A 22,516-nucleotide genomic window follows, 5' to 3' on the forward strand; every position below is an offset into this window, starting at 1 on the left:
CGACGCTGAGGTGGCCTCAGGCATCGCGTCCGTCGCCCGACAGCACCTGGAATTCCGCCAGGCCGCCGGGGGCGATGGCTTTGAGCAGGTCCGCGAAGCCGAGGCCGACGAGGCTTCGTGCGCGCTGAAGAAGCGGCGGGATGGGGCTCGACGGTTCGTGGATCGCGTACCACGCACAGATTTCGTCGAGCATGCGCACGACATCGGCGGCGCCCTGGATCGGGCCACGCGCCTCTCTCGACGATACGGGCGTCGCCTCGGCATCCGTCGACGCATCCGCATCGCGAGCGGCGACGGCATCGGGTGCGCGAGCCGAAACGTACGGTTGCACGAACGCCTGCAGCTCACGCAGGTCGCGGACGAGCGCGTCGAGTTCCGGACCGCTGCCGGGCGTGCGTTCGTCGAAGAGGTGGCCAATAGCGCGTGTGTGATCGAGACCTGTCGCGATCGCGTCGTGGAACTGGACGAGCGTATCGACGTCCACCTGCTGCATGACGGAGTCGACGTGTTCTTGCGTGACCGCGACGGCGCCGTCGGTGGGCTTGACGCTGCCGGCGAGCACACGCAGGTCGCGCAGTGAGAAGCCACCGAGGCGTTCGGCGCGCACGAGATGGGCCACGCGCAGCTGGCCAAGCATCGCGTCGGGCGACGACAGCGCTGCGAGCGCATTGACGCGTTCGGTGGTGTCGCCATCGTCGGGGGCGGGATGCACGTCGTCCCAGTAGCGCTCGAGCAGACCGCGGACCAGCGCGATGCCCTCCGCCCATGCCGGAAACCCGCCGGTGTGCAGGCGGGCGGTCGCGAGGTGGATGGCGACGCGCAGGTCGCGCGTGCGGGTCGCCACGTCTTCGGCCTGCCTTGCGACATCGCGCCATTCAGGCGACTCGGCCTGCTTCACCGAGTCGCCCACGACGCGTTCCGCGCGCGGCGACGCGAGCGTTTCCAGGGCGAGGAACGCGGCGTCGTATTCGAGGTTCGGGCCGCACGGCGCATCCGGATCGAGCGGCTGAAGAAGGGTGTCAGTGGTATCCATCGCGTACTCGCTCGATGATGGGGATGAGGGAACCGGTCGGTTCGGCGTGCCGCGTCGGATGCAGGCCGCGGCTGACGCGGATCAGTTCATCGCGCAGCCAGCGGTGCGCCGGCTGTTTGTCGAGACGGCTGTGCCATGCCATGGCCAGCGACATGTCGGGCATGTCGAAGGGGATCGCATACGTTTCGAGTCCCGGGCCGACGGCTTCCACCATGCTCTGTGGCAGCGTGCAGACGAGATCGGTCGCGATGAGCATCGGGCCGATGGAATCGCCGAGCGGCGCGGAGACGAGGACGTCGCGCGTGCGGCCGATCTCCTTGAGTCGTTCGTCCATCAGGCCCGTGGTGCGGCCCGATCCGGAAATCACGAGGTGCCCGAGCGCGCAGTATTCGTCGAGCGTGAGGGGCGCGGTGCCACGCGGATGTCCGATGCGCTGGAGCATCACGAATTCGTCGGCCATCAGCGGCCGCATTTTCAGCGATGGCGGGATCTGCTCGTTGGGTGCGAGCAGCACGTCGATTTCACCGCTCTCGAACCCCGCCAGGACGTCGGAACCGTCGCAGCCGGTGCGGAACGCGACGCGGATATCGCGATTCTTCCATTCGTGCAGCGCGGCGACGAGGGGCAGGGCGAACGTGCCGATGGCGCTGAAGGAGCCGCCGATGCGGAACGTCGCCCCGTCGCGCGTGGGATCGAACGTGTCGCTCGGATCGCCGAGCGCGCCGAGCTGCGAGAGCGCGTCGCGCAAGGCCACGGCCATTTCCTCGGCTTTCGGCGTCGGCACCATGCCGCGCCCCGTCTCGGAGGGCACGAGGAGCGGGTCCTTGAACAGACGCCGCAGGCGCGCGAGCTGCGCCGACAGTGCCGGCTGACTGACGTGCAGCTTCGACGCAGCGCGTGTGACGTTGCGTTCTTCGAGCAGCATGTCGAGGGAGACCAGTAGGGGAAGGTCGCTCGGTTTCAGGTTCATCGATGGCGGTGCGCCAGGCATCCGTGGGGACGGATGCAGGACGTACGGCGCGCGCACTTATTCCGTGTGCGTCGCACCGCGACGCTCTGGCAACAGGGATTCCGTGACGTGATCCGCAGTTTCGAGGATTGAGCGACGACGTTGGGGCAACGTTGGGTCGCGCGGTGGCTTGCGGGTTGGACGTCTATTTGTGCACGAATATCCGGCAGCGTAATCACCCGAAAGAGTGATTATTGCTTTTCATGCACCGATGTTCAGTCGTGACGACGACAGAAGCTCGCGAACAGTGCGGCCCAGCACGGCAGGGCGAAGAGGAGCCAGGGCATGTTCCGCTGCGGGAAGTCCGGCCACAGGTGCAGAAGCAGGCCGATGACGCAGGCGGCGAAGGACATCGCGGCGACGCGCGGTGCGACGCGGCCCATCGGACGACCTGCGCGGCGCAGCTTCCATATGTCCGGGAGCAGCAGCAGGGCGAACGGCTGGTAGGCGAGCAGGTTGAAGTTGCCCCAGGCGGAACGATGCAGCGTCAGTGTCCACAGCCCGAGCATGAACAGGCCGGCGACGCCTGCGAACACCGTGAACAGCGTGGCGGCGATCGCAAAGACGGTCCGCGCCCCGCGTTGCCGGGTGACCACGGGAAGGAGCAGCGGCACCGCGAGCACGAGGCCCGCGCCGAGCAGCGGCCAGCGCAGGTCCGGGGCCTGCTCGGGTGGCGGCGTGAGGCGGCTCGGCGAGATCGTCGTTTCGTCGGCCACGAGCGGGCGGGCCGTCGCGCCGTCCCCGACGCGCACGTCGCGTAGTTGCGCCTCGAGCGTCATGGGCAGGAACGCTTCCTTCCAGGCGGTCATCGGCTGGTCGGCGAACGGTCCGAGGCCGAGATCCATGCCCAGCATCAGCCAGGGCTGGTTGCTCATGAGACGGGCGGTCTGGTCGCGGTAGGTCATGCCGCCCGGCGCGTCGCGCCATTGGGCGCTCAGTGCGCCATCGAGGGCGTCGTCGAGCACGTCGCGCACGCGGGTCGTGCAGTTGTCGACGTAGTAATCGTAATGGTAGCCGGCGTTTTCCGGACGGATGTTCCAGAGAATGAAACGGCGCAGCTTTTCCTTCTGCGCATCGTCGAGCGCCAGGCGCTGGCGGCGAACGTAGCGACCTTCGCCCGTGTAGAACGCGATATCGGACTCGGTGGTCTCGGCGTCCATGCGGTAGGCCATGATGCCGCGCGCGAAGTTGAGGAGGAAACCCTTCTGGTCGAAGTCGAACACACCGTAGTTGAACGCGATCGATTCGCCGCTGACGGTGTCCCGGATTTCGAGCGCGTCATGGCCGAAGCGCTCCCAGTAGATATCCCCGGGACCATAGGTCATCAGCGCCACCTCGAGATTCGCCGAGGGTGCGTCGACGACGCCGGCACGGGCCAGCGGCGCGAACATCAGGGCGGTCAGGAGGATGAGGGCAAGGCGCATCGATGATCCGGTAGTGTGCTCACAGAGCGAGATCCGGTGGGAGCCAGCCTGCTGGCGATGGGTGCTCGCGGCAAGCACCCATCGCCAGCAGGCTGGCTCCCACCAGAGCGGTTTCCGCGGAGGCGTCAGCCGCCGTTCGCCTGCATGACGTGGAACGCCTGCACGCGGCGGTCGTCGGCTTCCGTGACGCGGAAGAGGAAGTTGCCGACGGCGATTTCTTCGCCCACGGCCGGCAGGTGCCCGAACTCGGAGGTGATCATGCCGCCCACGGTGTCGAATTCCTCGTCGGAGAAATGCGCACCGGCCACGTCGTTGAAATCCGCGATGGGCGTGAGCGCGCTGACGGAGAAGCCGCCGCCTTCGAGCGGCTGCACGAGCACGGGTTCTTCTTCGTCGTCGTGTTCGTCGTCGATGTCGCCGACGATCTGCTCGAGGACGTCTTCGATGGTGATCAGTCCGGCGACACCGCCGTACTCGTCGACCACCAGCGCCATGTGGTTGCGCGTGAGGCGGAACTCCGCCAGCAGCACGTTGAGGCGCATCGATTCGGGAATCAGCACCGCGGGACGGAGCAGGGCGCGCACGTCGCAGCCATCGCTCTGGCCGAAATACTTCAGCAGATCCTTCGCGAGAAGGATGCCCAGCACCTCGTCCTTGTCTTCGCCGTGCACGGGGAAGCGCGAATGGCCGGATTCGACCACGGCGGCGAGGATGTCGGGGAGCGGCGCGTCGGCGGGCAGACTGACGATCTGGGCGCGGGGCACCATGACGTCGTCGACGCTGAGCTCGGTGACCTTGATCGCACCCTCGACCATGGTCAGGGTGTCGTTCGAAAGCAGGCCGTTGGCCTGGGCGGTGCGCAGCTCCTCGATCAGTTCATCGCGGTTGCGCGGCTCGCCGGAAAACATGTGGCCCAGTCGGTCCCACCAGGATCGGTGAGCCGGGCCGTGGGTACTACCAGGGTCCTCGTTCATTACTCTTTGTGGTTCTGCCCGAGAGGGCGGAAGGGGCAGTCTACTGGAATTCCCGTGACGGTTCAGGGCACCAGGTAAGGATCCGGGATCCCGAGGCCCGCCAGCACCCGCGTCTCCAGAGCCTCCATCGTCTCGGCTTCGGCGTCGTCGATGTGGTCGTAACCCAGCAGGTGCAGGGTGCCGTGGACCGTGAGGTGGGCCCAGTGGTCGGCCGGCTTCTTGCCCTGCTCGGCGGCCTCGCGGGCCACGACGGGGGCGCAGATGACGAGGTCGCCGATCAGTGGCAGATCGACGCCTGGGGGCAGGTCGGCCGGAAACGACAGCACGTTGGTCGCGTAGTCGCGGCCGCGGTACTGGAGGTTCAGCGCCTGGCCTTCGTCGGTGTCGACGATGCGGATGGCCAGTTCGGAGGCCTTGCGCCGGCGGGCGCCCTTAAGCGCCGCCTCGACCCAACGGCGAAAGCTGGCCGACGCCGGCACGCCCTTGCGCGGCACGGCGTAGCCGACCGCGACCTCCACGTGACTCATCGCTCGTCGTCCTGCTTCTGCTCGAAGGCTTCGTACGCGCGGACGATCTTCGCCACGAGCGGATGACGCACGACGTCGCGCGAGGTGAAGAACGTGAAGCTGATGCCGTCGACGCCACGCAGCACCTCGATGGCATGGCGCAGGCCCGACCGGACGTTGCGCGGCAGGTCGACCTGCGAGACGTCGCCCGTGATCACGGCCACCGAACCGAAGCCGATGCGGGTCAGGAACATCTTCATCTGCTCGACGGTGGTGTTCTGCGCCTCGTCGAGGATGACGTAGGCGTCGTTGAGCGTGCGACCGCGCATGTAGGCGAGCGGGGCGATCTCGATCACGTTGCGCTCGAGCAGCTTGGACACCTTCTCGAACCCGATCATCTCGTAGAGCGCATCGTAGAGCGGGCGCAGGTACGGGTCGATCTTCTGGCTGAGGTCGCCGGGCAGGAAACCCAGTTTTTCGCCGGCTTCCACCGCGGGGCGCACCAGCAGCACGCGCTGCACGCGGTTGGCCTCCAGCGCCTCGACGGCACTGGCGACGGCGAGGTAGGTCTTGCCGGTGCCGGCCGGGCCGACGCCGAAATTGATGTCGTGCGTGGTGATCGCGTGCAGGTAGCGGGCCTGGTTCGGTCCGCGCCCCTTGATCACGCCGCGCTTCACCTTGATGACGACGTCCTGCGCCGACTCGGCGGCCTCCTCGTTCAGGGCGTCGATGCCCGACTCGGCGAGGCGCACGTTTATCGTCTGGCCGTTGAGTGTTTCGTGCTCGGTCGCGGCGTAGAGCGCGCGAAGCACCTGTTCGCCCGCCTTGGCCGACCCTTCGTCGCCGATGACGCGGAACAGGTTGCCGCGATGGTCGATCTCGATGCCGAGGCGCAGCTCGATCTGGCGGATGTGCTCGTCGAGCGGGCCGCAGAGATTGGCGAGGCGGTGGTTATCCTCGGGATCGAGGGCGAAATCGCGCTGGGACAGCTGGCTCATGGCGTTCACGAAGCGAATGCGACCTCGCCGTCGAGGACCACGCGACCGCGCAGCGAGTTGCTCATGGCCTCGGTGATCGTCACGTCGATGAACTGGCCGATCATGCGGGCATGGCCGGGGAAATTGACATAGCGCATGTTCTCGGTGCGTCCCGTCATTTCGTTCGGGTTCTTGCGGCTGGGCTTCTCGACGAGCACGCGCTGCACGGTGCCGACCATGGCCTCGTTGATCCGGCGCGCGTTCTCGTTGATCGCGGCCTGGAGGCGCGACAGGCGCGCATGCTTGACGGCGTCGGGCGTGTCGTCGGGGAGATTGGCGGCCGGCGTGCCGGGGCGCGACGAGAAGATGAAGGAGAAGCTCTGGTCGAAGCCGATGTCGTCGATCAGTTTCATGGTCTTTTCGAAGTCGTCGTCGCTCTCGCCCGGAAAGCCCACGATGAAATCGGAGGAGATGCAGATGTCCGGGCGCGCGGCGCGCAGCTTGCGGATCTTCTGCTTGAACTCGATCGCGGTGTAACCGCGCTTCATGGCCGCGAGGATGCGGTCGGATCCCGCCTGCACGGGAAGATGAAGGTAGTTCGCCAGCTGCGGCACGTTGGCGTATGCCTCGATCAGCGAATCGGAGAACTCGAGCGGATGCGACGTGGTGAAGCGGATGCGGCCGATGCCGTCGATCTGCGCGATGGCGTGGATCAGCACGGCCAGGTCGGCGATGTCGCCGTCGTGCATGGGGCCGCGGTACGCGTTGACGTTCTGGCCCAGCAGGTTGACCTCGCGGACGCCCTGCTCGGCGAGCTGCGCGACCTCGACGATCACGTCGTCGAAGGGGCGGCTGATTTCCTCGCCACGGGTGTAGGGCACCACGCAATAGGAGCAGTACTTCGAGCAGCCTTCCATGATCGACACGAACGCCGTCGGGCCTTCGGCGCGCGGCTCGGGCAGGCGGTCGAACTTTTCGATCTCGGGGAAGCTGATGTCCACCTGCGCCTTGCCGGTCGTGCGCTGGGCCTCGATCATGTCCGGGAGCCGGTGCAACGTCTGCGGTCCGAACACGAGGTCGACGTACGGCGCGCGCTTGAGGATGGCGTCGCCTTCCTGCGAGGCGACGCAGCCGCCGACGCCGATGAGCACGGGCTTGCCGTTGTTCTTGTGCGCCTTCCAGCGACCGAGCTGGCTGAAGACCTTTTCCTGCGCCTTCTCGCGGATGGAACAGGTGTTGACCAGGATCACGTCGGCCTCGGCCTCGTCCTGGGTCAGTTCCAGCCCATGCGAGGCCAGCAGCACGTCGGCCATCTTGGCCGAGTCGTACTCGTTCATCTGGCAGCCGTGGGTCTTGATGAAAAGCTTGCCGCTCATGCGCCGGGGTACCGTCGTTTCAGGGTGGATTACCGAACCGCGCAGTTTACGCCGCCACCCGGCCCGTTGCCACATCGACGCCGTGGATCAATGACTTGCGTGAAGGTCGTCACGGTCCCGGCTCTTGGCTGGGGCAGGGCCTTCGGGCACACTCGCGCCCATGGTCCACGACGCGACGCCAGGGGAAAGCGCCGGCCATGCCGCCCGCCGTTTTCCGAGTTTCCGCACGGTCCTGCGCAGGGCCGCGATGGCCTGTGCCCTGGTGTCCGGCCTGATGGCCGGTCCGGCGTTCGCCGGCGCCATGTACCGGTGCGTGGGCGCGACGGGTGAAACGGTGTTCTCCAGCGGCACCGCGGGATACAAGGACTGCAAGCGCATCGGCAGCACGGGTCCCTCGCGACCCGCCCGGACTGCCGCGTTGCCCGGCCCCTCGCCAGTGTTCGAGGACGTGCCTGGCAAGGCGTCGCTGGACGGCGTGATCGGCTCCGTGGTGCTCGCGCCGTCGACGGCCGCGTCGTTCGTCGGCGTGACCGGGGGTGTGGTCGGCGGTGCCGAGGGCGAGACGACGGAACCGCTGGCGCTGCCGCCGGTCGTCGCGCCCAAGGGCACCTGGGACTACCGGGAATCGGCAGGCGCCGACCTCGCGACGGCCGAAGCGCCGGCCGCGCCCAAGGGTTCGCGCGTTCTTCGCGGCGCGGTCTACCGGATCACACGGGCCGACGGCGGCGTCGAGTACACGAACATTCCGCCGGGCGGGGGCGCGAAGGGGCAGAGCGTCAAGATGCTCTTTACTTATATTGCGACCTGCGCCGCCTGCGACGTCCACTCGAAGATCGACTGGAGCAGCGTCGCGCTCAACGTCACATCGTTCGGCGATTCGATACGGGCCGCGAGCGCCGAGTATGGCGTGGACGAGGCGCTGCTCCGGGCCATCATCCACGCCGAGAGCGCGTTCAATCCGCGCGCCCTGTCCGTGGCCGGGGCGCAGGGCCTGATGCAGCTGATTCCAGGCACCGCCCGCGACATGGGTGTGCTCGACGCGTTCGATGTCGATCAGAACATCCGCGGCGGCGCCCGCTACCTCGCACTGCAGTTGCGCAACTTCAGCGGGAACGAGCGTCTGGCGGCCGCGGCGTATAACGCCGGGCCCGGTGCGGTGCAGAAGTACAACGGTGTGCCGCCGTACGACGAGACGCAGGTGTACGTCGAGCGCGTGGGGACGCTGCGCAAGCGCTACGCCGAGACGCTGCGGCAAAGGCCGGCCACGGGCGTGCCGCTGGCGGCGCGCGGTTCCTGACGAAGCGCATCGCCAATAGGTGCCGAGACGGGTGGGAGCCAGCCTGCTGGCGATCCCGCGGCAGCGGGCACGGTGGCGACAGAAGCCTTACTTCAGCGGCTGCATTGGCGCGCTGGGCGGGCGCTGCGTCGGCGTGACCGTCGCCGTGAACGGCGCGCCGTAGCGCAGCCCCGAGATCTGCACCGGAACGCCCGGCTTCAGCGACGCCTCGTGGCGGCGCAGGTCCGACGTGTCCAGGATGTCTTCGCCCCCGAGCTTCAGCAGCACGTCGCGCTGCTGGATGCCGGCGAGCGCGGCGGGGCCACCCGGCGATAGTTCGTTCACCACGACGCCCCGCGCCGCCGACGGCAGGCCGCTGTCGGCCGAGACGGGCACCGCGCCGTAGTCGGCGCCGATCCAGCCGCGAACCACGTGGCCCGTCTTCACGATCTGGTCGAGCACGTCGCGGGCGCTCTGCGCGGGGATGGCGAAGCCGATGCCCTCGGCGCCGACGGCCTGGCCGATCAGCGAGGTGTTGATACCGACCAGCTCGCCGTGCGCGTTGACCAGCGCACCGCCCGAATTGCCGAAGTTGATCGCGGCGTCGGTCTGGATGAAGTTCTCGAGGCTCGACAGGTTGAGCTGTCGCCCGATCGCGCTGACGATGCCCATGGTGACCGTCTGCCCGATACCGAACGGATTGCCGATCGCCAGCACCACGTCGCCCACGCGTGGGCGGGTCTCGGCGTCGGTCATGCGGATGGCGGGCAGGTTGCCCGCGTCGACCTTGAGCACCGCGAGGTCGGTCTCGTCGTCGGACCCGACCACGCGCGCCTTGGCGACGCGGCCGTCGTAGAGCAGCAGCTGGATGTCGTCGGCGTTGGCGATGACGTGGTTGTTGGTCAATACGTAACCATCGTCGCTGACGATCACGCCCGAACCGAGGTTCTGCTGGCGCCGCGTGCGGACGGGGCCGCTCGGCACGCTGAAGATGCGCTGCAGGACAGGATCGGAGTACAGCTCGCGAGGCTGCTCGGTGACCAGCTTGTTGGCGTAGATGTTGACCACGGACGGCGCGGCCTTGGTCACGGCATCGGCGTAGGAGGCGGGTGCGCCGCTCACCGCGGCGGCGGGTGCCGCGGCGTCGGTCTGGGCCGGCGTGACCGACAGGCGCTGGCGCAGGAACGCCCCGCTGCCCGGCCAGAACAGACCGACGATGAAGGCGACGGCAAGGCCGAGCACGACGAAACGAGCGATGAAGGCGAGCGTGCTGGCGGCGTGTTTCATGTAAAAGCGCGGGGTCCTGTCGTCATCGCGTCGCCTTGCCAACGAATCGCGAACCTGTTCATCCGCATCCGGGCGGTTCCTTGGCTGCCTTTTCGGCAGCCGGGCAGGGTATTGTTCATTTTATTGTACGTCGCTGGTGCTGACGTTACACTGACGCGATTTGCGGAAGCCGATTTCCGAAAGAACCGGCGATGGGGTCCGCATCCTCAATGGCATAAGTTCCGGAGAGCCTGATGGCGAACGAAGTCGTCGATCATGGCCGCCGTCGATTCCTTACCGTAACGACAGCAGTTGTCGGCGGTGCCGGAGTCGTCGCGGCGGTTGTGCCCTTCATCAAGTCGTGGGAACCAAGCGCAAGGGCAAAGGCAGCGGGGGCGCCTGTCACGGTCGATATCAGTGCCATCGAGGCCGGCCAGAAAGTCACTTACGCCTGGCGCAGCCTTCCCGTCTTCGTCGTCAATCGCACCAAGGATCAGCTGGCCCAGTTGAAGGGCCTGGATTCGCGTCTGCTCGACCCGGAATCGAAGGATTCCGCGCAGCAGCCGAAGTACGCGACCAACGAAAACCGGTCCATCAAGCCCGAGTGGCTGGTCGTCATCGGGCTGTGCACCCACCTGGGCTGCGTGCCGGACTTCGTGCCCGACATCAAGCCCGAGCCGTTCGACGCGAACTGGAAGGGCGGTTTCTATTGCCCCTGCCATAAGTCACGGTACGACCTCTCCGGCCGTGTCTTCAGTGGCGTGCCCGCGCCGAAGAACCTGCCGGTACCCCCGTACCACTTCGTCGACGACACGCACATCCAGATCGGCGTCGATCCGCAGGAGGCAGGCTGATGGCCAACGTATTCACGAGCATCGGCGACTGGGTCAACGAGCGCGCACCGGGCCTCGCGCCCATGTACCGCGCGCACATGACCGAGTACTACGCGCCGAAGAACTTCAACCTCTGGTACTACTTCGGTTCGCTGGCGCTGCTGGTGCTGGTCAACCAGATCGTGACCGGCATCTTCCTCACCATGAACTACAAGACGAGTGCGCTGGAAGCGTTCAACTCGGTCGAGTACATCATGCGCGACGTGGAGTGGGGCTGGCTGATCCGCTACATGCACTCCACGGGCGCGTCGCTGTTCTTCGTGGTGGTGTTCCTGCACATGTTCCGCGGGATCATGTACGGCTCGTTCAAGCGTCCGCGCGAGCTGGTCTGGATCCTCGGCATGCTGATCTTCCTCGTGCTGATGGCCGAGGCCTTCATGGGCTACGTGCTGCCGTGGGGCAACATGTCGTTCTGGGGCGCGAAGGTCATCATCTCGCTGTTCGGCACCATTCCCTACATCGGCGACTCGCTGGTGCAGTGGATCATGGGCGACTTCCTGCCCGCCGATGCCACCCTCAACCGCTTCTTCGCGCTCCACGTGATCGCGCTGCCGCTGGTGCTCCTGCTGCTGGTGGTGCTGCACATCGCGGCGCTGCATGAAGTGGGCTCCAACAACCCGGACGGCGTCGACGTCAAGCATGGTCCGAAGGGCAATCGCTGGGATGCCGAAAAGCCGGCCGACGGCATTCCGTTCCACCCGTACTACACGGTGAAGGATCTCTTCGGCACGGGCTTCTTCCTCACCATCGCGGCGTTCATCATCTTCTTCGCCCCGACGTTCGGCGGCTGGTTCCTCGAGCACGACAACTTCACGCCGGCGAACAACCTGGTCACGCCGAGCCACATCAAGCCGTCGTGGTACTTCACGCCGTTCTACGCGATCCTCCGCATGATCCCGTCGTTCTTCGGCACGGCCATCTGGGGCGTGATCGGCATGTTCGGCGCGATCCTCCTGCTGGCGCTGCTCCCGTGGATCGACAAGGGCGCCGTTCGCTCGGTGCGCTATCGCGGGCTCGGTTTCCGCATCGCCCTCGGTGTGCTCGTGGTCAGCTTCCTGGCCCTGGGCCTGGTGGGTGCCGGCGTCACGGCGGAGCTCATCCCCGAATGGTTCCCGCATGCCGACGTCACCACGTGGGAGAACGCCTTCGGCCGGCTCATGGTCGCGGGTTACTTCGGGTTCTTCGTATTCGTGTGGGTCTACACGCGCTTTGGCTTCGAGAAGACCAAGCCGGTTCCGGAACGGGTGACGATGCATGATTAAGCGCGCAATCTCTTCCCTCGCCCTGGCGCTGGGCCTTGTGGTCGCCACCATCCCCGCCCTCGCCAACGAGGGGGGTGAGGGCATGGCCCCCGCCGGTACCAACGTCGCCGACCGCGCCTCGCTGCAGCGCGGTGCGAAGCTCTTCTTCAACTACTGCGTCGGCTGCCACTCGCTGAAGTACGTGCGCTATTCGCGCCTCGCTTCCGACCTCGGGCTCTCCGAAGAAGAGGTGATGACGAACTTCAACTTCACCGGCGCCAAGTTCGGCGAGCCTGTCATCTCGCACATGCCGGCCGACGACGCGAAGACCTGGTTCGGCAAGGACCCGCCGGACCTCTCGCTCGAAGCTCGCGCCAAGGGCGTGGACTTCATCTACAACTACCTCAACGCGTTCTATCTCGACCCGAGCCGTCCGGTAGGCTGGAACAACACGGTCTTCCCGAACGCGTCGATGCCTAACGTGCTGTGGGAACTGCAGGGTCTGCAGACCGCGGTCCACGGCGAGGCCGCCCCGGGTCAGGAAGCCACGGTCGAGAAGCTCGAGATCACCACCCCGGGCCGCATGACCCCGGAGCAGTTCCGCGGCGCCACCCGCGACCTGACGACGTTCCTCGAGTACACGGCCGAGCCGGCCGCTCTGGAGCGACAGTCCATCGGGGTATGGGTCATCCTGTTCTTGGCTGGTCTGACCTTCCTCCTGTACCTTCTGAAACATGAGTACTGGAAAGACGTACACGATAGTCACTGATTGACGTCCAGGCGGGGCGGCCCCGGGTCGCCCCGCCTTCGTTCAGGCAGCAGGGAGGGAGATCGATCGCATGGTCCAGAACGCACGCACTCGCTCGGCATTGACGCTCTACACCAGTGCCGACGACATCCATTGTCACCGCACGCGTCTCGTGCTGGCCGCCAAGGGCGTCTCCTACGACCGTATCATCCTGAAACCCGATCAGCCGACGGCCGATCTGCTCGACCTGAATCCGTACGGCACGCTGCCGACGCTGGTCGACCGGGACCTCACCCTTTACGACCCCGCGGTCGTCGTCGAATACCTCGACGAGCGTTATCCGCACCCTCCGCTGATGCCCATCGACCCCCTGTCCCGTGCGCGCCTGCGCCTCGGCACCTGGCGGATCGAGAACGACTGGCTGCCCGAGATCGAAACGATCGGCGAGGGCGGCAAGGCCGCGGAAGGCGCGCGCAAGCGGCTGCGCGAGCACCTGCTGATGTCGGTGCCGCTGTTCCAGGCGTCGCGGTTCTTCCTCAACCCGGAAATGAGCCTCATCGACTGCCTCGTGGCGCCGGTGGTGTGGCGTCTGACGCATCTGGGCGTCGACCTGGGCAAGGAAGGCAAGCCGATCATCGACTACGGCGAGCGCCTGTTCCACAGCCAGGGCTTCGCCCGTAGCCTGACGCCGGAAGAGCGGGAAATGCGGCCGGATTTCCATTTCGGCCCCGTTTAGCGCGTTTTTGGCCCGGTGGGCACTCGTATCCCTTAAACTGTTCGCCTGACCTTGCCCTGCCGGGCTTTGGGTGATTCCCGACCGACCGGCGGGTGCGACGAGGACACACCATGGATACGAACGACAACCCGGGCATGACTTCCAATCGGCCCTACCTCCTGCGCGCGATCTACGACTGGATCAGCGACAACGGCCTGACCCCCTACGTGCTGGTCGACGCGTCCTTTCCCGGCGTGCGCGTACCCGCGCACGTCGTCAAGAACGGTCAGGTCGTGCTCAATCTCGCGATGCGCGCCGTGGCCAACCTCGACCTCGGCAACGACCGTATCGGCTTCCAGGCGCGTTTTTCGGGCGTCAGCCAGTCGATCGTGATCCCCGTGCACGCCGTGCTCGCGCTGTACGCGCAGGAGAACGGGCAGGGCATGATGTTCCCGGCCGACGAGAACGAGGCGCTCGCCGCCGACGCGGCCGATGAGGATCAGGACGCCGACACCAACGATGCCCCGCCCGTGGCGGGTGGCGACGACGATCGCCCGAAGCGCGGTGCCCCGCACCTGCGGGTCGTGAAATAGCCTATCGGTTGGGAGCCAGCCGGCTGGCTCACCGGAAGCCCTTCAGTGCAGGCGGCGACGGTCGGCCAGCGAGATGATGTTGCCCGTGTGCAGCACGCTGTCGGTCGCCACGACGGTTTCCAGTTCGGGTGCACCCGACAGCGGGAGCGAGAAGCTCGCCACCTCGTTGCCCGCCATCCACAGGCGGGCGGACTGCCGCGACTGGCCGTCCTCGCTCACCTCGAACGCGTAGCAGCGCTCCAGCCGCCGCGCGCCATCGACCCCTTGCCAGCGAATCGCGCGCAGGCCGACGCTCTGGTCGAGCAGCTGCAGCCCGTGCCGCTTGCACAGCGCCACCGCGGCGCGCACTGCCACCTCGCGGGCGCGCGTGAGGCGATACCAGCTGGCGACGATCGCAGCGAGGCCGAAAAGCCAGAAGAGGTCGGTGAACGAAGTCATGGAGCCAGTGTGTGGCCGCGCGGGCGTGACCACAAGTACCGCGAACCTTACATATCGAGCCGCAGCGACAGGTCGATCGCCCGCACGTGCTTCGTCAGTGCGCCGCTCGAGATGAAGTCCACGCCGGTCTCGGCGATCGCGCGGATCGTGTCGATCTCGACGTTGCCGGACACTTCCAGAGGAATCCGGCCGGCCGTGAAGGTCACCGCCTGCGCCAGCATCCCGGGCGTGAAGTTGTCGAGCAGCGCGCGGTCCGCACCGGACTCGACGGCCTGCGCGAGTTCGTCGAGCGTTTCCACCTCGACGATCAACGGGAGCGACGGGTGGGTGGCGCGGGCGATGCGGATGGCCGCCGGGATACCGCCGGCGGCGATGATGTGGTTTTCCTTCAGCATCATCGCGTCGAACAGTCCGATGCGGTGATTGGTGCCGCCACCGCAACGCACCGCGTACTTCTGCGCGCGTCGCAGGCCGGGGATCGTCTTCCGCGTGTCGAGCACGCGGGTCCGCGTGCCGGCGATGGCGTCCACGTAGCGCGACGTCACGGTCGCGGTGGCCGACAGCAGCTGCAGGAAGTTGAGGGCCGACCGCTCGGCGGTGACGAGTGCGCGGGCCTTGCCGGCGAGCCGGCAGATCGCGGCGCCGGCGGCGATGCGATCGCCATCGTGCGCCCCCCATTCGATGCGCACATCCGGGTCGAGCCGACGGAAGCAGGCGTCGAACCACGACGCGCCGCAGAGCACGGCGTCTTCGCGGCACGTCAGGACGGCGGTGGCGGTCGCGTGGGGATCGAGCAGGTCGGCCGTCGCGTCGCCGGGGCCCACGTCCTCCGCGAAAGCGCGTTCGACGTCGGCAAGGATTTCGCTCGCCGGCGGCAGGGCGTCGGCGAGGTGGTGCGGGTCGGGACGGGTCATCGGTCGGAAGGCATCGAGTTGAAAGGGGCCTACCTTACCAAGATCGCGCGAGGCCTTCGGGTGGCAGTACTTTGTGGGAGCGGCCTTGGCCGCGATCGGTGCTTGCGGCAGGCACCCATCGCGGCCAAGGCCGCTCCCACAGGACTCTCACCAGAGCGGGTGCGGGCTCAGCCTTCCGGCTGACGCAGCTTCTCGACGATGGCGTCCATCGCGCGGTCGAAGAGCAGCGTGGAGTCCAGCACGCGGGCGGTACCGTCCGCGAAGGCCTGTGCCAGGCCGGCGAGACTGTGGTCGGCGACCTTGAGGCCGCGGCGGTTCACGAACAGGAAGCGGCCGCTGATCGGGCTGACCCACGACAGCTTCGCGCGATCCGTCGTGCCGTCGCCGGCGACGAATTCCAGCCACTGGCCGACCTTCAGCTCACGCGCCTGCGCGAGGAAGGTCTCGTCGAAGGCCTCGTCGCGCAGGGCGTCTTCCTCGTCGTCCGGTTCCGGCGCGACCACGGGCTCCTCGATGGCCTGGATGGCCTCGGGCAACGGCATGACGCTGGCGACGATGGTGCCCGACGCCGTCTCCGGCGCCGCTTCGCCCAGCTGCTGGCGGTAGAACGCGTGCAGCTGGCCGAGCAGCTGCTCGGTATCGGCCTCCTGGAAGGCCACGGCGGCGAGGCCACGACGCAGGGCGCGCTCGACGCCCGGCAGCATGGCGCGAAGGTCGCGACGACCGTTGACGTCGTGCACCGGCTTCGCGCTCGCGATGAAGTCGTCGATGAAACGCAGCGAATCGCGGAACTCGTGCGATTCCTCGCCCTGCCGGAGCAGGGTGAGCACGATGTAATTGGCCCATGCGCGGGTCAGTACGCCGTAGATCAGCGGCGGCAGCGCGGCGCCGCCGATGCGGCCGACGATCTCCTGCGCGGCACGACGGCGTGCCTGGTCGAGCTTTTCACGACCGCGCGTCGATTCGGCGACGCGCTGTTCCGCGAGCTCGGCGCGCTTGCGGCTGATGTCGAGGAAGTCCTGCAGTTCGGTGGCGAGGCGCGTGAAGATCCCGAGGTCGTCGTCGAAGTCGTGCAGCAGCCGTTCGACGATCGTCTTCACCTTGTCGTAGAGACGGCCATCGCGATCCGCTTCCGCCGACCAGCCCTTGGCCGCGTCGGCGAGCGCGTCGAGCAGCTGGCGCGCCGGGTGCGACTTGTGCGCGAACATGCGTCGGTCGAGCAGGGCGACCTTGAGGTACGGGATCTGCAGCCGCGCGAGCATCACCTGCATCTCGGCCGGCAGGTTGTGGTCTTCGAGGATGAATTCGAAGAGCATGCCCACGAGGTCGATGGTGTCCTCGTCCATGCCCGACACGTGCGCCGTCTGCTGGCCACGCAGCTGGCCGATCTGCGTCAGCAGCTGATCCTTGAGCTGGGCGACGTCGCGCGTGACGTCCGCCTGCGTGGCGAGCGGCGCGGCGCTGGTCGGCAGCACGGCGATCTGGCTCTGCAGCAGCGTGAGCGCGCCGAGGAGCTCCGCCGGGCTGGGCAATGGGCCGGTAGCGACCGGCCCCGCCGTGCCGGCGGCCATGGCGACATCGCCACGACGCGCCGAGAACAGCGCATGCAGCGACGACATGAACTCGGCGGCCGCCGCATCGGTGACCGGCGCGGCGGGTGTCGCCTGCGCGGGTGCGGTCGACACGGGGCCGATCGGTGCGGGCGCGTCGCTGCGCCGCGTCGACACTTCGTGGCGCAGCTGCGGAAGGACGCCCGCGGCCGCGAGTTCGTTGTTGATGTCGTCGTAGAGTTCGTCGATGCCGGCAAGGACGTAGCGATCGAAGAGCTTGTAGATGATCAGCTTGACGCGCACTTCCACCAGCAGCTCGCGCATCGCCTGGCGGAACGCGCTGGCGAGGGACGCCGGACCGACGGGATTGCTGGCGTCGTCCATGCGCGAGCCGCCGCAGATGACGGACAGGCGCTGGTTCACGGCGAAGAGCGCACGGGCGAGCCGCTGCTCGTTCTTGCCGATCATGCTCGTGATGGCGAGCGATTCCTCGAGTTCGTTCTCGCCGACGAGGCTGAGTTCGATGTTGGCGAGCGGGCGGGCCGAGGCGTCGGCGTCCGGGGCGCGGGTGCGGCCGGCCGAAAAATCGGCCAGATCGCGAGCCACCTGGCCGAGGAACGTGCGCTCGACGATCGCGCGCTTCTTGCGGACCTCGCGCATGCCGTCGAAGAACTGCGTCTGCGCCGCGTTGTTCTCGGCCTTTTCGGCGAGGTCGAACAGCGCGTCGTCGATGTTCTCGAACATGTTCGATGCCAGCGCGTGCAGCCGCTTGGTGGCAAGGCCGCGCACGGTGACCAGCAGCGCGCCCACGCGTTCGCTGCGCGGGTCCAGGCGCTGACTGAGGTCGACGACGTTCGACGGCTCACTTGCGTTGTTCATCGCACATCCTGGATCTGATCTGGCCCCCGCCCGAGGCGCCATTGTGCGGGAACCAATGTTTTATAGCGTGACTCGCGTCACGGATTTTATGCGCGATTCGTTTCGGGCGTGAAGCCACCCAGCTGCTGCGTGCCGATGCCCGCTTCGGGGAGCATGACGGGGATGCCGTCTTCCACCCGGTAGACGAGCTGCCCGTCCGTCGTGATGAGCCCCTCGGCGATCGCCTCGGCGACTTTCTCGCCGGCGACCGTGGCCAGGGTGCCGCCGCGGATGGCCGCGTTGAGCTGTTCGCGCTCGCCGGCCGTGAGGGGGCGAAGGGGGCGCTTGCTGACCGGGCAGCAGAGGATGTCGAGGAGACGCTTGTCCATGGAGAAACGGCCGCGACCGGCCAACCTGATAAACGGGAATGCCTTTACAATAGCGACTTTTGGGTGCTCCGGCCATGATTTCCAACGAGGGTAACGAAGCGGGCGCGCCCCGTGTGGGCGTGGTGATGGGCTCGCGTTCCGACTGGGAAACGATGGAGCACGCCTCCGCGATGCTGACGCGCATGGGCATCGTGCACGAGGTCCGCGTGGTCTCGGCACATCGCACTCCCGACCTTCTGTTCGATTACGCCGACAAGGCGCGCGATCGTGGCATCCAGGTGATCGTCGCCGGTGCCGGCGGCGCCGCCCACCTCCCCGGCATGCTCGCCGCCAAGACGCCGCTGCCGGTGTTCGGCGTGCCGGTGCAGTCCAAGGCCCTGAACGGCATGGATTCGCTGCTCTCCATCGCACAGATGCCGGCCGGCATCCCGGTCGGCACGCTCGCGATCGGCCGCGCCGGGGCCACGAACGCCGCGCTCCTGGCCGCATCGGTGCTCGCCCTGCACGACCCCGCCGTGGCCTCGGCGCTCGACGCTTTCCGCGCCGAGCAGACGACCACGGTGCTCGACAACCCGGATCCGCGCTCGTGACCCGCCGGCTCCCCACGGTCGGCATCCTCGGCGGCGGCCAGCTGGCACGCATGCTCGCCCTGGCGGCCGCGCCGCTGGGTATCCGCGCGGTCGCGCTCGACCCCGTGGCCGACGCCTGCGCCGGGCAGGTGACCGAACTGGTCGTCGCCGGCTGGGACGACGACGCGGCGCTTGCCGCGCTGGCCGGTCGCGTCGACGCGGTCACCTTCGATTTCGAGAACGTCCCCGCCACCACCGCCGGGCAACTGGCCGGGCAGGTCGCCGTGCATCCGAACCCGGGTGCCCTGGCGATCGCGCAGGACCGCATGGCCGAGAAGACCCTGTTCCGGGAATCGGGCCTGTCCACGCCGGAATTCGCGGCGGTCGACACGCTCGACGACCTGCGTGCCGCCGTGGACGCCATAGGCCTGCCGGCGATCCTGAAGACGCGCCGCCTCGGCTACGACGGCAAGGGCCAGTTCCGCCTGAAGACCCCCGCCGACATCGACGCCGCATGGAGCGCCCTCGGCGAGGCCGCGGCGCGCCACGGCCTGATCCTCGAGGCGTTCGTGCCCTTCGATCGCGAGCTTTCCGTGGTGGCCGTGCGTGGCAAGGACGGCGATTTCCGCACCTGGCCGCTCACGCGCAACTGGCATGTCGACGGCGTGCTGTCGCTGAGCCTGGCGCCCGCGCCCGGGACGTCCGACGAACTGGGGCAGGCTGCGGTCGCCCACGCGCGCGCCATCGCCGAACGCCTCGACTACGTCGGCGTGTTCGCACTGGAGCTGTTCGTGCGGGGCGGCGAGCTGCTGGGTAACGAGATGGCGCCGCGCGTCCACAACTCGGGTCACTGGACCATCGAGGGTGCGCATACCAGCCAGTTCGAGAACCACGTCCGTGCCGTGCTCGGCCTTCCGCTGGGCGATACCGGCGTGCGCGGCTGCAGCGCGATGCTCAACTGGATCGGCGAGATGCCCGACCCGGCGCCGGTGCTCTCGGTGGCCGATGGCCACTGGCACGACTACGGCAAGGAGGCCCGCCCGGGCCGCAAGGTGGGCCACGCCACGATCTGCGCGCCGGACGCGGGGTCGCTGCGGACCCGGCTGGCGGAGGTCGCGGCGGGGCTCGGTCGCGAAGACCAGATCGCCCCGGCGCTCGATGTCCTGAGCTAGTCGGCTCTGGTGGGAGCCAGCAGGCTGGCTCCCACCAGTTTACGCGAGCGTTACGCCAGGTTCTTCGCCGCGAAGTCCCAGTTCACGAGGCTCCAGAAGTTCTCGAGGTACTTCGGGCGGGCGTTGCGGTAGTCGATGTAGTACGCGTGTTCCCACACGTCGGCCGTGAAGAGCGGCTTGTCGGCACCGGTGATCGGCGTGGCGGCGTTCGAGGTGTTCACGATCGCCAGCGAGCCGTCGGTGCGCTGCACCAGCCAGGTCCAGCCCGAGCCGAAGTTGCCGGTGGCCTGCTTGGTGAATTCCTCCTTGAAGGCGTTGACCGAGCCGAAGGCCTTGGTCAGCGCGTCGGCGAGCTTCGCCGGCGGCTCGGCCTGCTGGGAAGCCGGGCGCATGGAGTGCCAGTAGAACGTGTGGTTCCAGACCTGGGCGGCGTTGTTGAAGATGCCACCGGACGACGACTTGACGATGTCTTCGAGCGACTTGCCCTCGAACTCCGTTCCCTTGATCAGGTTATTGAGGTTCGTGACGTAGGCCTGGTGGTGCTTGCCGTAGTGGAACTCGAGGGTCTCGGCCGAGATGTGCGGCTCGAGCGCGTTCTTTTCGTAGGGGAGCGGCGGAAGTTCGAACGCCATGAGGGACTCCTTAGCGGTGGCTGGGGGGAAGGGCGCAGGCAGGGAGGCGCGCTGCCGTCACTGCTACACTATGCAACTACTCGCATTCTAATGATGAAACCCGACCTATGGACGTCGTAGACGAGATCAAGGCCATCGTGGCGGCTCATCCGATCGTGCTCTTCATGAAGGGCACGCCGGAATATCCCACCTGTGGCTTCTCCGACCGCGCGGTTAAGGCCCTGCAGGCCGCCGGCGCGACGTTCCATCCGGTCAACGTGCTGGCGGATCCGCGTATCCGTGCCGGCCTGCCTCATTATTCGAACTGGCCGACGTTTCCGCAGCTGTTCCTGCTCGGCGAGTTCATCGGCGGCTGCGACATCGTCGAAGACCTCCATGCAGCAGGCGAGCTGAAGCGTATGGCCGCCGAAGTGGCCGGGGCCGAATCGTGACCGCGTTGCCGTCCGCACGACTCCCCGGCGGCTGGGCGCCGCCGGCTGGTGCGCTCGCCGGCCGCGTGGTTGTCGTCACCGGTGCCACCGGCGGGCTGGGCGGCGATACCGCGCGCGCCATCGTGCGCGCCGGAGGCACCGTCGTCATCACGGGTCGCAAGGTGCGTCCGCTGGAAAAGTTCTACGACGAGCTCGTCGCCCTCGGCGGTGCCGAGCCGGTGATCCATCCGCTCGATCTCGAGAGCGCCACGCCTGCAGACTACGCGGCGCTGGCGGAAGGCATCGAGAGCGAGTTCGGCCGCCTCGACGGCATCGTGCACGCGGCTGTGCACTTCAACGAGCTCACGCCCATCGCGATGCACAAGCCCGACGACTGGCTGCGCGCGATGCAGGTCAACGTCTCCGCGCCGTTCGCGCTCACGCAGGCGTGCATGCCGCTGCTGACGACGGCCGACGACAGCGCCGTGGTGTTCGTCCTCGACGATCCCGAGCTGACCTCGCGCGCGCACTGGGGCGGCTATGGCGTGTCCAAGGCGGCCGTGGAGCGGATGGCTGCCGTGCTGCACGCCGAGAATGGCCGGGGCGCGATGCGCGTGCATGCGCTGCTGCCGCCGCCGATGCGCACCGCGCTGCGTCGCGCCGCCTACTATGGCGAGAACACGCTCGATCGTCCGCTGCCTGCCGTGTCGGCCGACGCCATCGTCTACCTGCTCTCCGGGGCCGGCGCGGAAGCGCGCGGTACCGTTCTCGACATCCGCCCCACCCATTGACCCACCCGCCCACCCATTGACCCACCCGCACGGCCCGCGACGCGGGTGAGTGCACGAAGGAGTTCTACCCATGGAAACGCAGATGACGACGTTGTCCGCGGGCATCCTGCTGTTCCTGATCATGGATCCGCTGGGCAATATCCCGTTGTTCCTCGCGCTGCTGAAGGACGTGCCGCCGCAGCGCCGGCGCAAGGTGATGATCCGCGAGCTGCTCATCGCGCTCGGCGTGCTGGTGGCCTTCCTGCTCGGCGGCCAGTACATCCTCAAGGTGTTGCAGCTCCGGCAGGAGTCGGTGAGCATCGCCGGCGGCATCGTGCTGTTCCTGATCGGCATCCGCATGGTGTTTCCGCCCGTCGAAGGCGGCGTCTTCGGCAAGACCGGCGAAGGCGAGCCCTTCATCGTGCCGATGGCGATCCCCGGCGTGGCCGGCCCGTCCGCCATGGCGGCGCTGCTCCTGCTGACCAACTCGCAGCCGGGTCGCACGGCGGAGTGGGGCATCGCTCTGTTTCTCGCGTGGCTGACCACGTCGGTCATCCTGCTCAGCTCGACCTTCCTGTTCCGTTGGCTCGGCGAAAGCGTGCTGACGGCGCTCGAGCGGCTCATGGGCATGCTGCTGATCGCGCTTTCGGTTCAGATGTTCCTGGGTGGCCTGTCGTCGTACCTGCACATCGCGGTCTGATCGCGGCGACGGGGATTGCCGCAGGAACATACGTGGCGGTAGGGTTGCTGTCATAATTGCCCGCGAGCATGCACGCAGGGTAG

Annotated in this window: 24 protein-coding genes; 11 read left to right on the top strand and 13 right to left on the bottom strand. The window is 67.5% G+C overall.

Going from position 1 to position 22,516, the window contains the following annotated elements; translation table 11 throughout:
- Positions 1-16 precede the first annotated feature (16 nt).
- The 7 genes from tssA to miaB all read right to left on the bottom strand — a co-directional run bounded on the left by tssA (position 17) and on the right by miaB (position 7,299).
- On the bottom strand, positions 17-1,033 hold the full coding sequence (gene tssA / locus BMX32_RS10865; RefSeq protein ID WP_089978640.1) for a type VI secretion system protein TssA: 1,017 nt from the start codon (positions 1,031-1,033) through the stop codon (positions 17-19).
- Positions 1,020-2,003 carry a LysR family transcriptional regulator gene (locus tag BMX32_RS10870; RefSeq protein ID WP_170843633.1) on the bottom strand — a complete coding sequence of 328 codons (984 nt, stop codon included), beginning with the start codon at positions 2,001-2,003 and terminating at the stop codon, positions 1,020-1,022. The genes tssA and BMX32_RS10870 overlap by 14 nt, the downstream gene beginning before the upstream one ends.
- Before the next feature lie 254 nt (positions 2,004-2,257).
- Positions 2,258-3,466: a lipoprotein N-acyltransferase Lnb domain-containing protein gene (locus tag BMX32_RS10875; protein WP_089978648.1), complete on the bottom strand. Its 1,209-nt coding sequence runs from the start codon at positions 3,464-3,466 to the stop codon at positions 2,258-2,260.
- Positions 3,467-3,591: 125 nt separating this feature from the next.
- On the bottom strand, positions 3,592-4,440 hold the full coding sequence (locus BMX32_RS10880) for an HlyC/CorC family transporter (RefSeq protein WP_089978652.1): 849 nt from the start codon (positions 4,438-4,440) through the stop codon (positions 3,592-3,594).
- A 62-nt stretch (positions 4,441-4,502) separates the two neighbouring features.
- Positions 4,503-4,967 carry an rRNA maturation RNase YbeY gene (gene ybeY / locus BMX32_RS10885; protein WP_089978655.1) on the bottom strand — a complete coding sequence of 155 codons (465 nt, stop codon included), beginning with the start codon at positions 4,965-4,967 and terminating at the stop codon, positions 4,503-4,505.
- The gene (locus BMX32_RS10890) at positions 4,964-5,944 is read right to left on the bottom strand and encodes a PhoH family protein (RefSeq protein WP_089978660.1); all 981 of its coding nucleotides are present in this window, start codon (positions 5,942-5,944) and stop codon (positions 4,964-4,966) included. The genes ybeY and BMX32_RS10890 overlap by 4 nt, the downstream gene beginning before the upstream one ends.
- A 5-nt stretch (positions 5,945-5,949) precedes the next feature.
- Entirely contained in the window at positions 5,950-7,299 is a 1,350-nt protein-coding gene (miaB, locus tag BMX32_RS10895) for a tRNA (N6-isopentenyl adenosine(37)-C2)-methylthiotransferase MiaB (protein WP_089978664.1), read from the bottom strand.
- A gap of 247 nt (positions 7,300-7,546) precedes the next feature.
- Here miaB and BMX32_RS10900 point away from each other — a divergent pair, with 247 nt between their 5' ends.
- Complete coding sequence (locus BMX32_RS10900) at positions 7,547-8,596, top strand: lytic transglycosylase domain-containing protein (RefSeq protein ID WP_244511499.1); 1,050 nt, start codon at positions 7,547-7,549, stop codon at positions 8,594-8,596.
- An 87-nt stretch (positions 8,597-8,683) separates the two neighbouring features.
- Here the strand turns inward: BMX32_RS10900 and BMX32_RS10905 are convergent, their stop codons facing one another.
- The gene (locus BMX32_RS10905) at positions 8,684-9,862 is read right to left on the bottom strand and encodes a S1C family serine protease (RefSeq protein ID WP_029214114.1); all 1,179 of its coding nucleotides are present in this window, start codon (positions 9,860-9,862) and stop codon (positions 8,684-8,686) included.
- A gap of 233 nt (positions 9,863-10,095) precedes the next feature.
- On the opposite strand from BMX32_RS10905, the gene petA reads away from it, so the two are divergent.
- The 5 genes from petA to BMX32_RS10930 all read left to right on the top strand — a co-directional run bounded on the left by petA (position 10,096) and on the right by BMX32_RS10930 (position 14,031).
- Positions 10,096-10,695 (top strand): ubiquinol-cytochrome c reductase iron-sulfur subunit, encoded by a 600-nt coding sequence (petA, locus tag BMX32_RS10910; protein ID WP_029214115.1) that lies wholly within the window; start codon positions 10,096-10,098, stop codon positions 10,693-10,695.
- The gene (locus BMX32_RS10915) at positions 10,695-11,996 is read left to right on the top strand and encodes a cytochrome b (protein WP_089978672.1); all 1,302 of its coding nucleotides are present in this window, start codon (positions 10,695-10,697) and stop codon (positions 11,994-11,996) included. The genes petA and BMX32_RS10915 overlap by 1 nt, the downstream gene beginning before the upstream one ends.
- A complete protein-coding gene (locus BMX32_RS10920; protein ID WP_170843634.1) occupies positions 11,989-12,744 on the top strand; it encodes a cytochrome c1 in 756 nt (251 codons plus the stop codon). The genes BMX32_RS10915 and BMX32_RS10920 overlap by 8 nt, the downstream gene beginning before the upstream one ends.
- Positions 12,745-12,814: 70 nt before the next feature.
- Positions 12,815-13,459, top strand: coding sequence for a glutathione S-transferase N-terminal domain-containing protein (locus BMX32_RS10925; protein WP_089978677.1), 645 nt, complete (start codon positions 12,815-12,817; stop codon positions 13,457-13,459).
- 134 nt (positions 13,460-13,593) lie between these two features.
- A complete protein-coding gene (locus BMX32_RS10930; protein ID WP_089980210.1) occupies positions 13,594-14,031 on the top strand; it encodes a ClpXP protease specificity-enhancing factor in 438 nt (145 codons plus the stop codon).
- Between the two features lie 42 nt (positions 14,032-14,073).
- Here BMX32_RS10930 and BMX32_RS10935 read toward each other — a convergent pair whose 3' ends face one another.
- The 4 genes from BMX32_RS10935 to BMX32_RS10950 all read right to left on the bottom strand — a co-directional run bounded on the left by BMX32_RS10935 (position 14,074) and on the right by BMX32_RS10950 (position 18,180).
- A complete protein-coding gene (locus BMX32_RS10935; protein ID WP_089978680.1) occupies positions 14,074-14,469 on the bottom strand; it encodes a DUF3301 domain-containing protein in 396 nt (131 codons plus the stop codon).
- A 47-nt stretch (positions 14,470-14,516) separates the two neighbouring features.
- Positions 14,517-15,383, bottom strand: coding sequence for a carboxylating nicotinate-nucleotide diphosphorylase (gene nadC, locus BMX32_RS10940; RefSeq protein WP_089978684.1), 867 nt, complete (start codon positions 15,381-15,383; stop codon positions 14,517-14,519).
- Positions 15,384-15,550: 167 nt separating this feature from the next.
- Positions 15,551-17,812 carry a DUF1631 domain-containing protein gene (locus BMX32_RS10945; protein WP_089978688.1) on the bottom strand — a complete coding sequence of 754 codons (2,262 nt, stop codon included), beginning with the start codon at positions 17,810-17,812 and terminating at the stop codon, positions 15,551-15,553.
- Between the two features lie 86 nt (positions 17,813-17,898).
- The gene (locus tag BMX32_RS10950) at positions 17,899-18,180 is read right to left on the bottom strand and encodes a Trm112 family protein (RefSeq protein ID WP_089978692.1); all 282 of its coding nucleotides are present in this window, start codon (positions 18,178-18,180) and stop codon (positions 17,899-17,901) included.
- 74 nt (positions 18,181-18,254) lie between these two features.
- Here BMX32_RS10950 and purE point away from each other — a divergent pair, with 74 nt between their 5' ends.
- On the top strand, positions 18,255-18,770 hold the full coding sequence (purE, locus tag BMX32_RS10955; protein WP_089978698.1) for a 5-(carboxyamino)imidazole ribonucleotide mutase: 516 nt from the start codon (positions 18,255-18,257) through the stop codon (positions 18,768-18,770).
- Positions 18,767-19,921 (top strand): 5-(carboxyamino)imidazole ribonucleotide synthase, encoded by a 1,155-nt coding sequence (locus BMX32_RS10960; RefSeq protein ID WP_280140833.1) that lies wholly within the window; start codon positions 18,767-18,769, stop codon positions 19,919-19,921. The genes purE and BMX32_RS10960 overlap by 4 nt, the downstream gene beginning before the upstream one ends.
- A gap of 50 nt (positions 19,922-19,971) precedes the next feature.
- On the opposite strand, the gene BMX32_RS10965 is transcribed toward BMX32_RS10960, so the two are convergent.
- Positions 19,972-20,553, bottom strand: a complete 582-nt coding sequence (locus BMX32_RS10965; RefSeq protein ID WP_089978703.1) for a Fe-Mn family superoxide dismutase — start codon at positions 20,551-20,553, stop codon at positions 19,972-19,974.
- Positions 20,554-20,660: 107 nt separating this feature from the next.
- On the opposite strand from BMX32_RS10965, the gene grxD reads away from it, so the two are divergent.
- The 3 genes from grxD to BMX32_RS10980 all read left to right on the top strand — a co-directional run bounded on the left by grxD (position 20,661) and on the right by BMX32_RS10980 (position 22,433).
- Positions 20,661-20,984: a Grx4 family monothiol glutaredoxin gene (gene grxD, locus BMX32_RS10970; protein WP_089978707.1), complete on the top strand. Its 324-nt coding sequence runs from the start codon at positions 20,661-20,663 to the stop codon at positions 20,982-20,984.
- Positions 20,981-21,754, top strand: coding sequence for an SDR family NAD(P)-dependent oxidoreductase (locus tag BMX32_RS10975; RefSeq protein ID WP_089978711.1), 774 nt, complete (start codon positions 20,981-20,983; stop codon positions 21,752-21,754). Before grxD ends, BMX32_RS10975 begins: the two co-directional genes overlap by 4 nt.
- Before the next feature lie 82 nt (positions 21,755-21,836).
- Complete coding sequence (locus BMX32_RS10980) at positions 21,837-22,433, top strand: YhgN family NAAT transporter (RefSeq protein ID WP_089980215.1); 597 nt, start codon at positions 21,837-21,839, stop codon at positions 22,431-22,433.
- Positions 22,434-22,516: the final 83 nt, after the last annotated feature.

This window comes from Luteibacter sp. UNCMF331Sha3.1, assembly GCF_900109915.1.
GTDB lineage: Bacteria > Pseudomonadota > Gammaproteobacteria > Xanthomonadales > Rhodanobacteraceae > Luteibacter.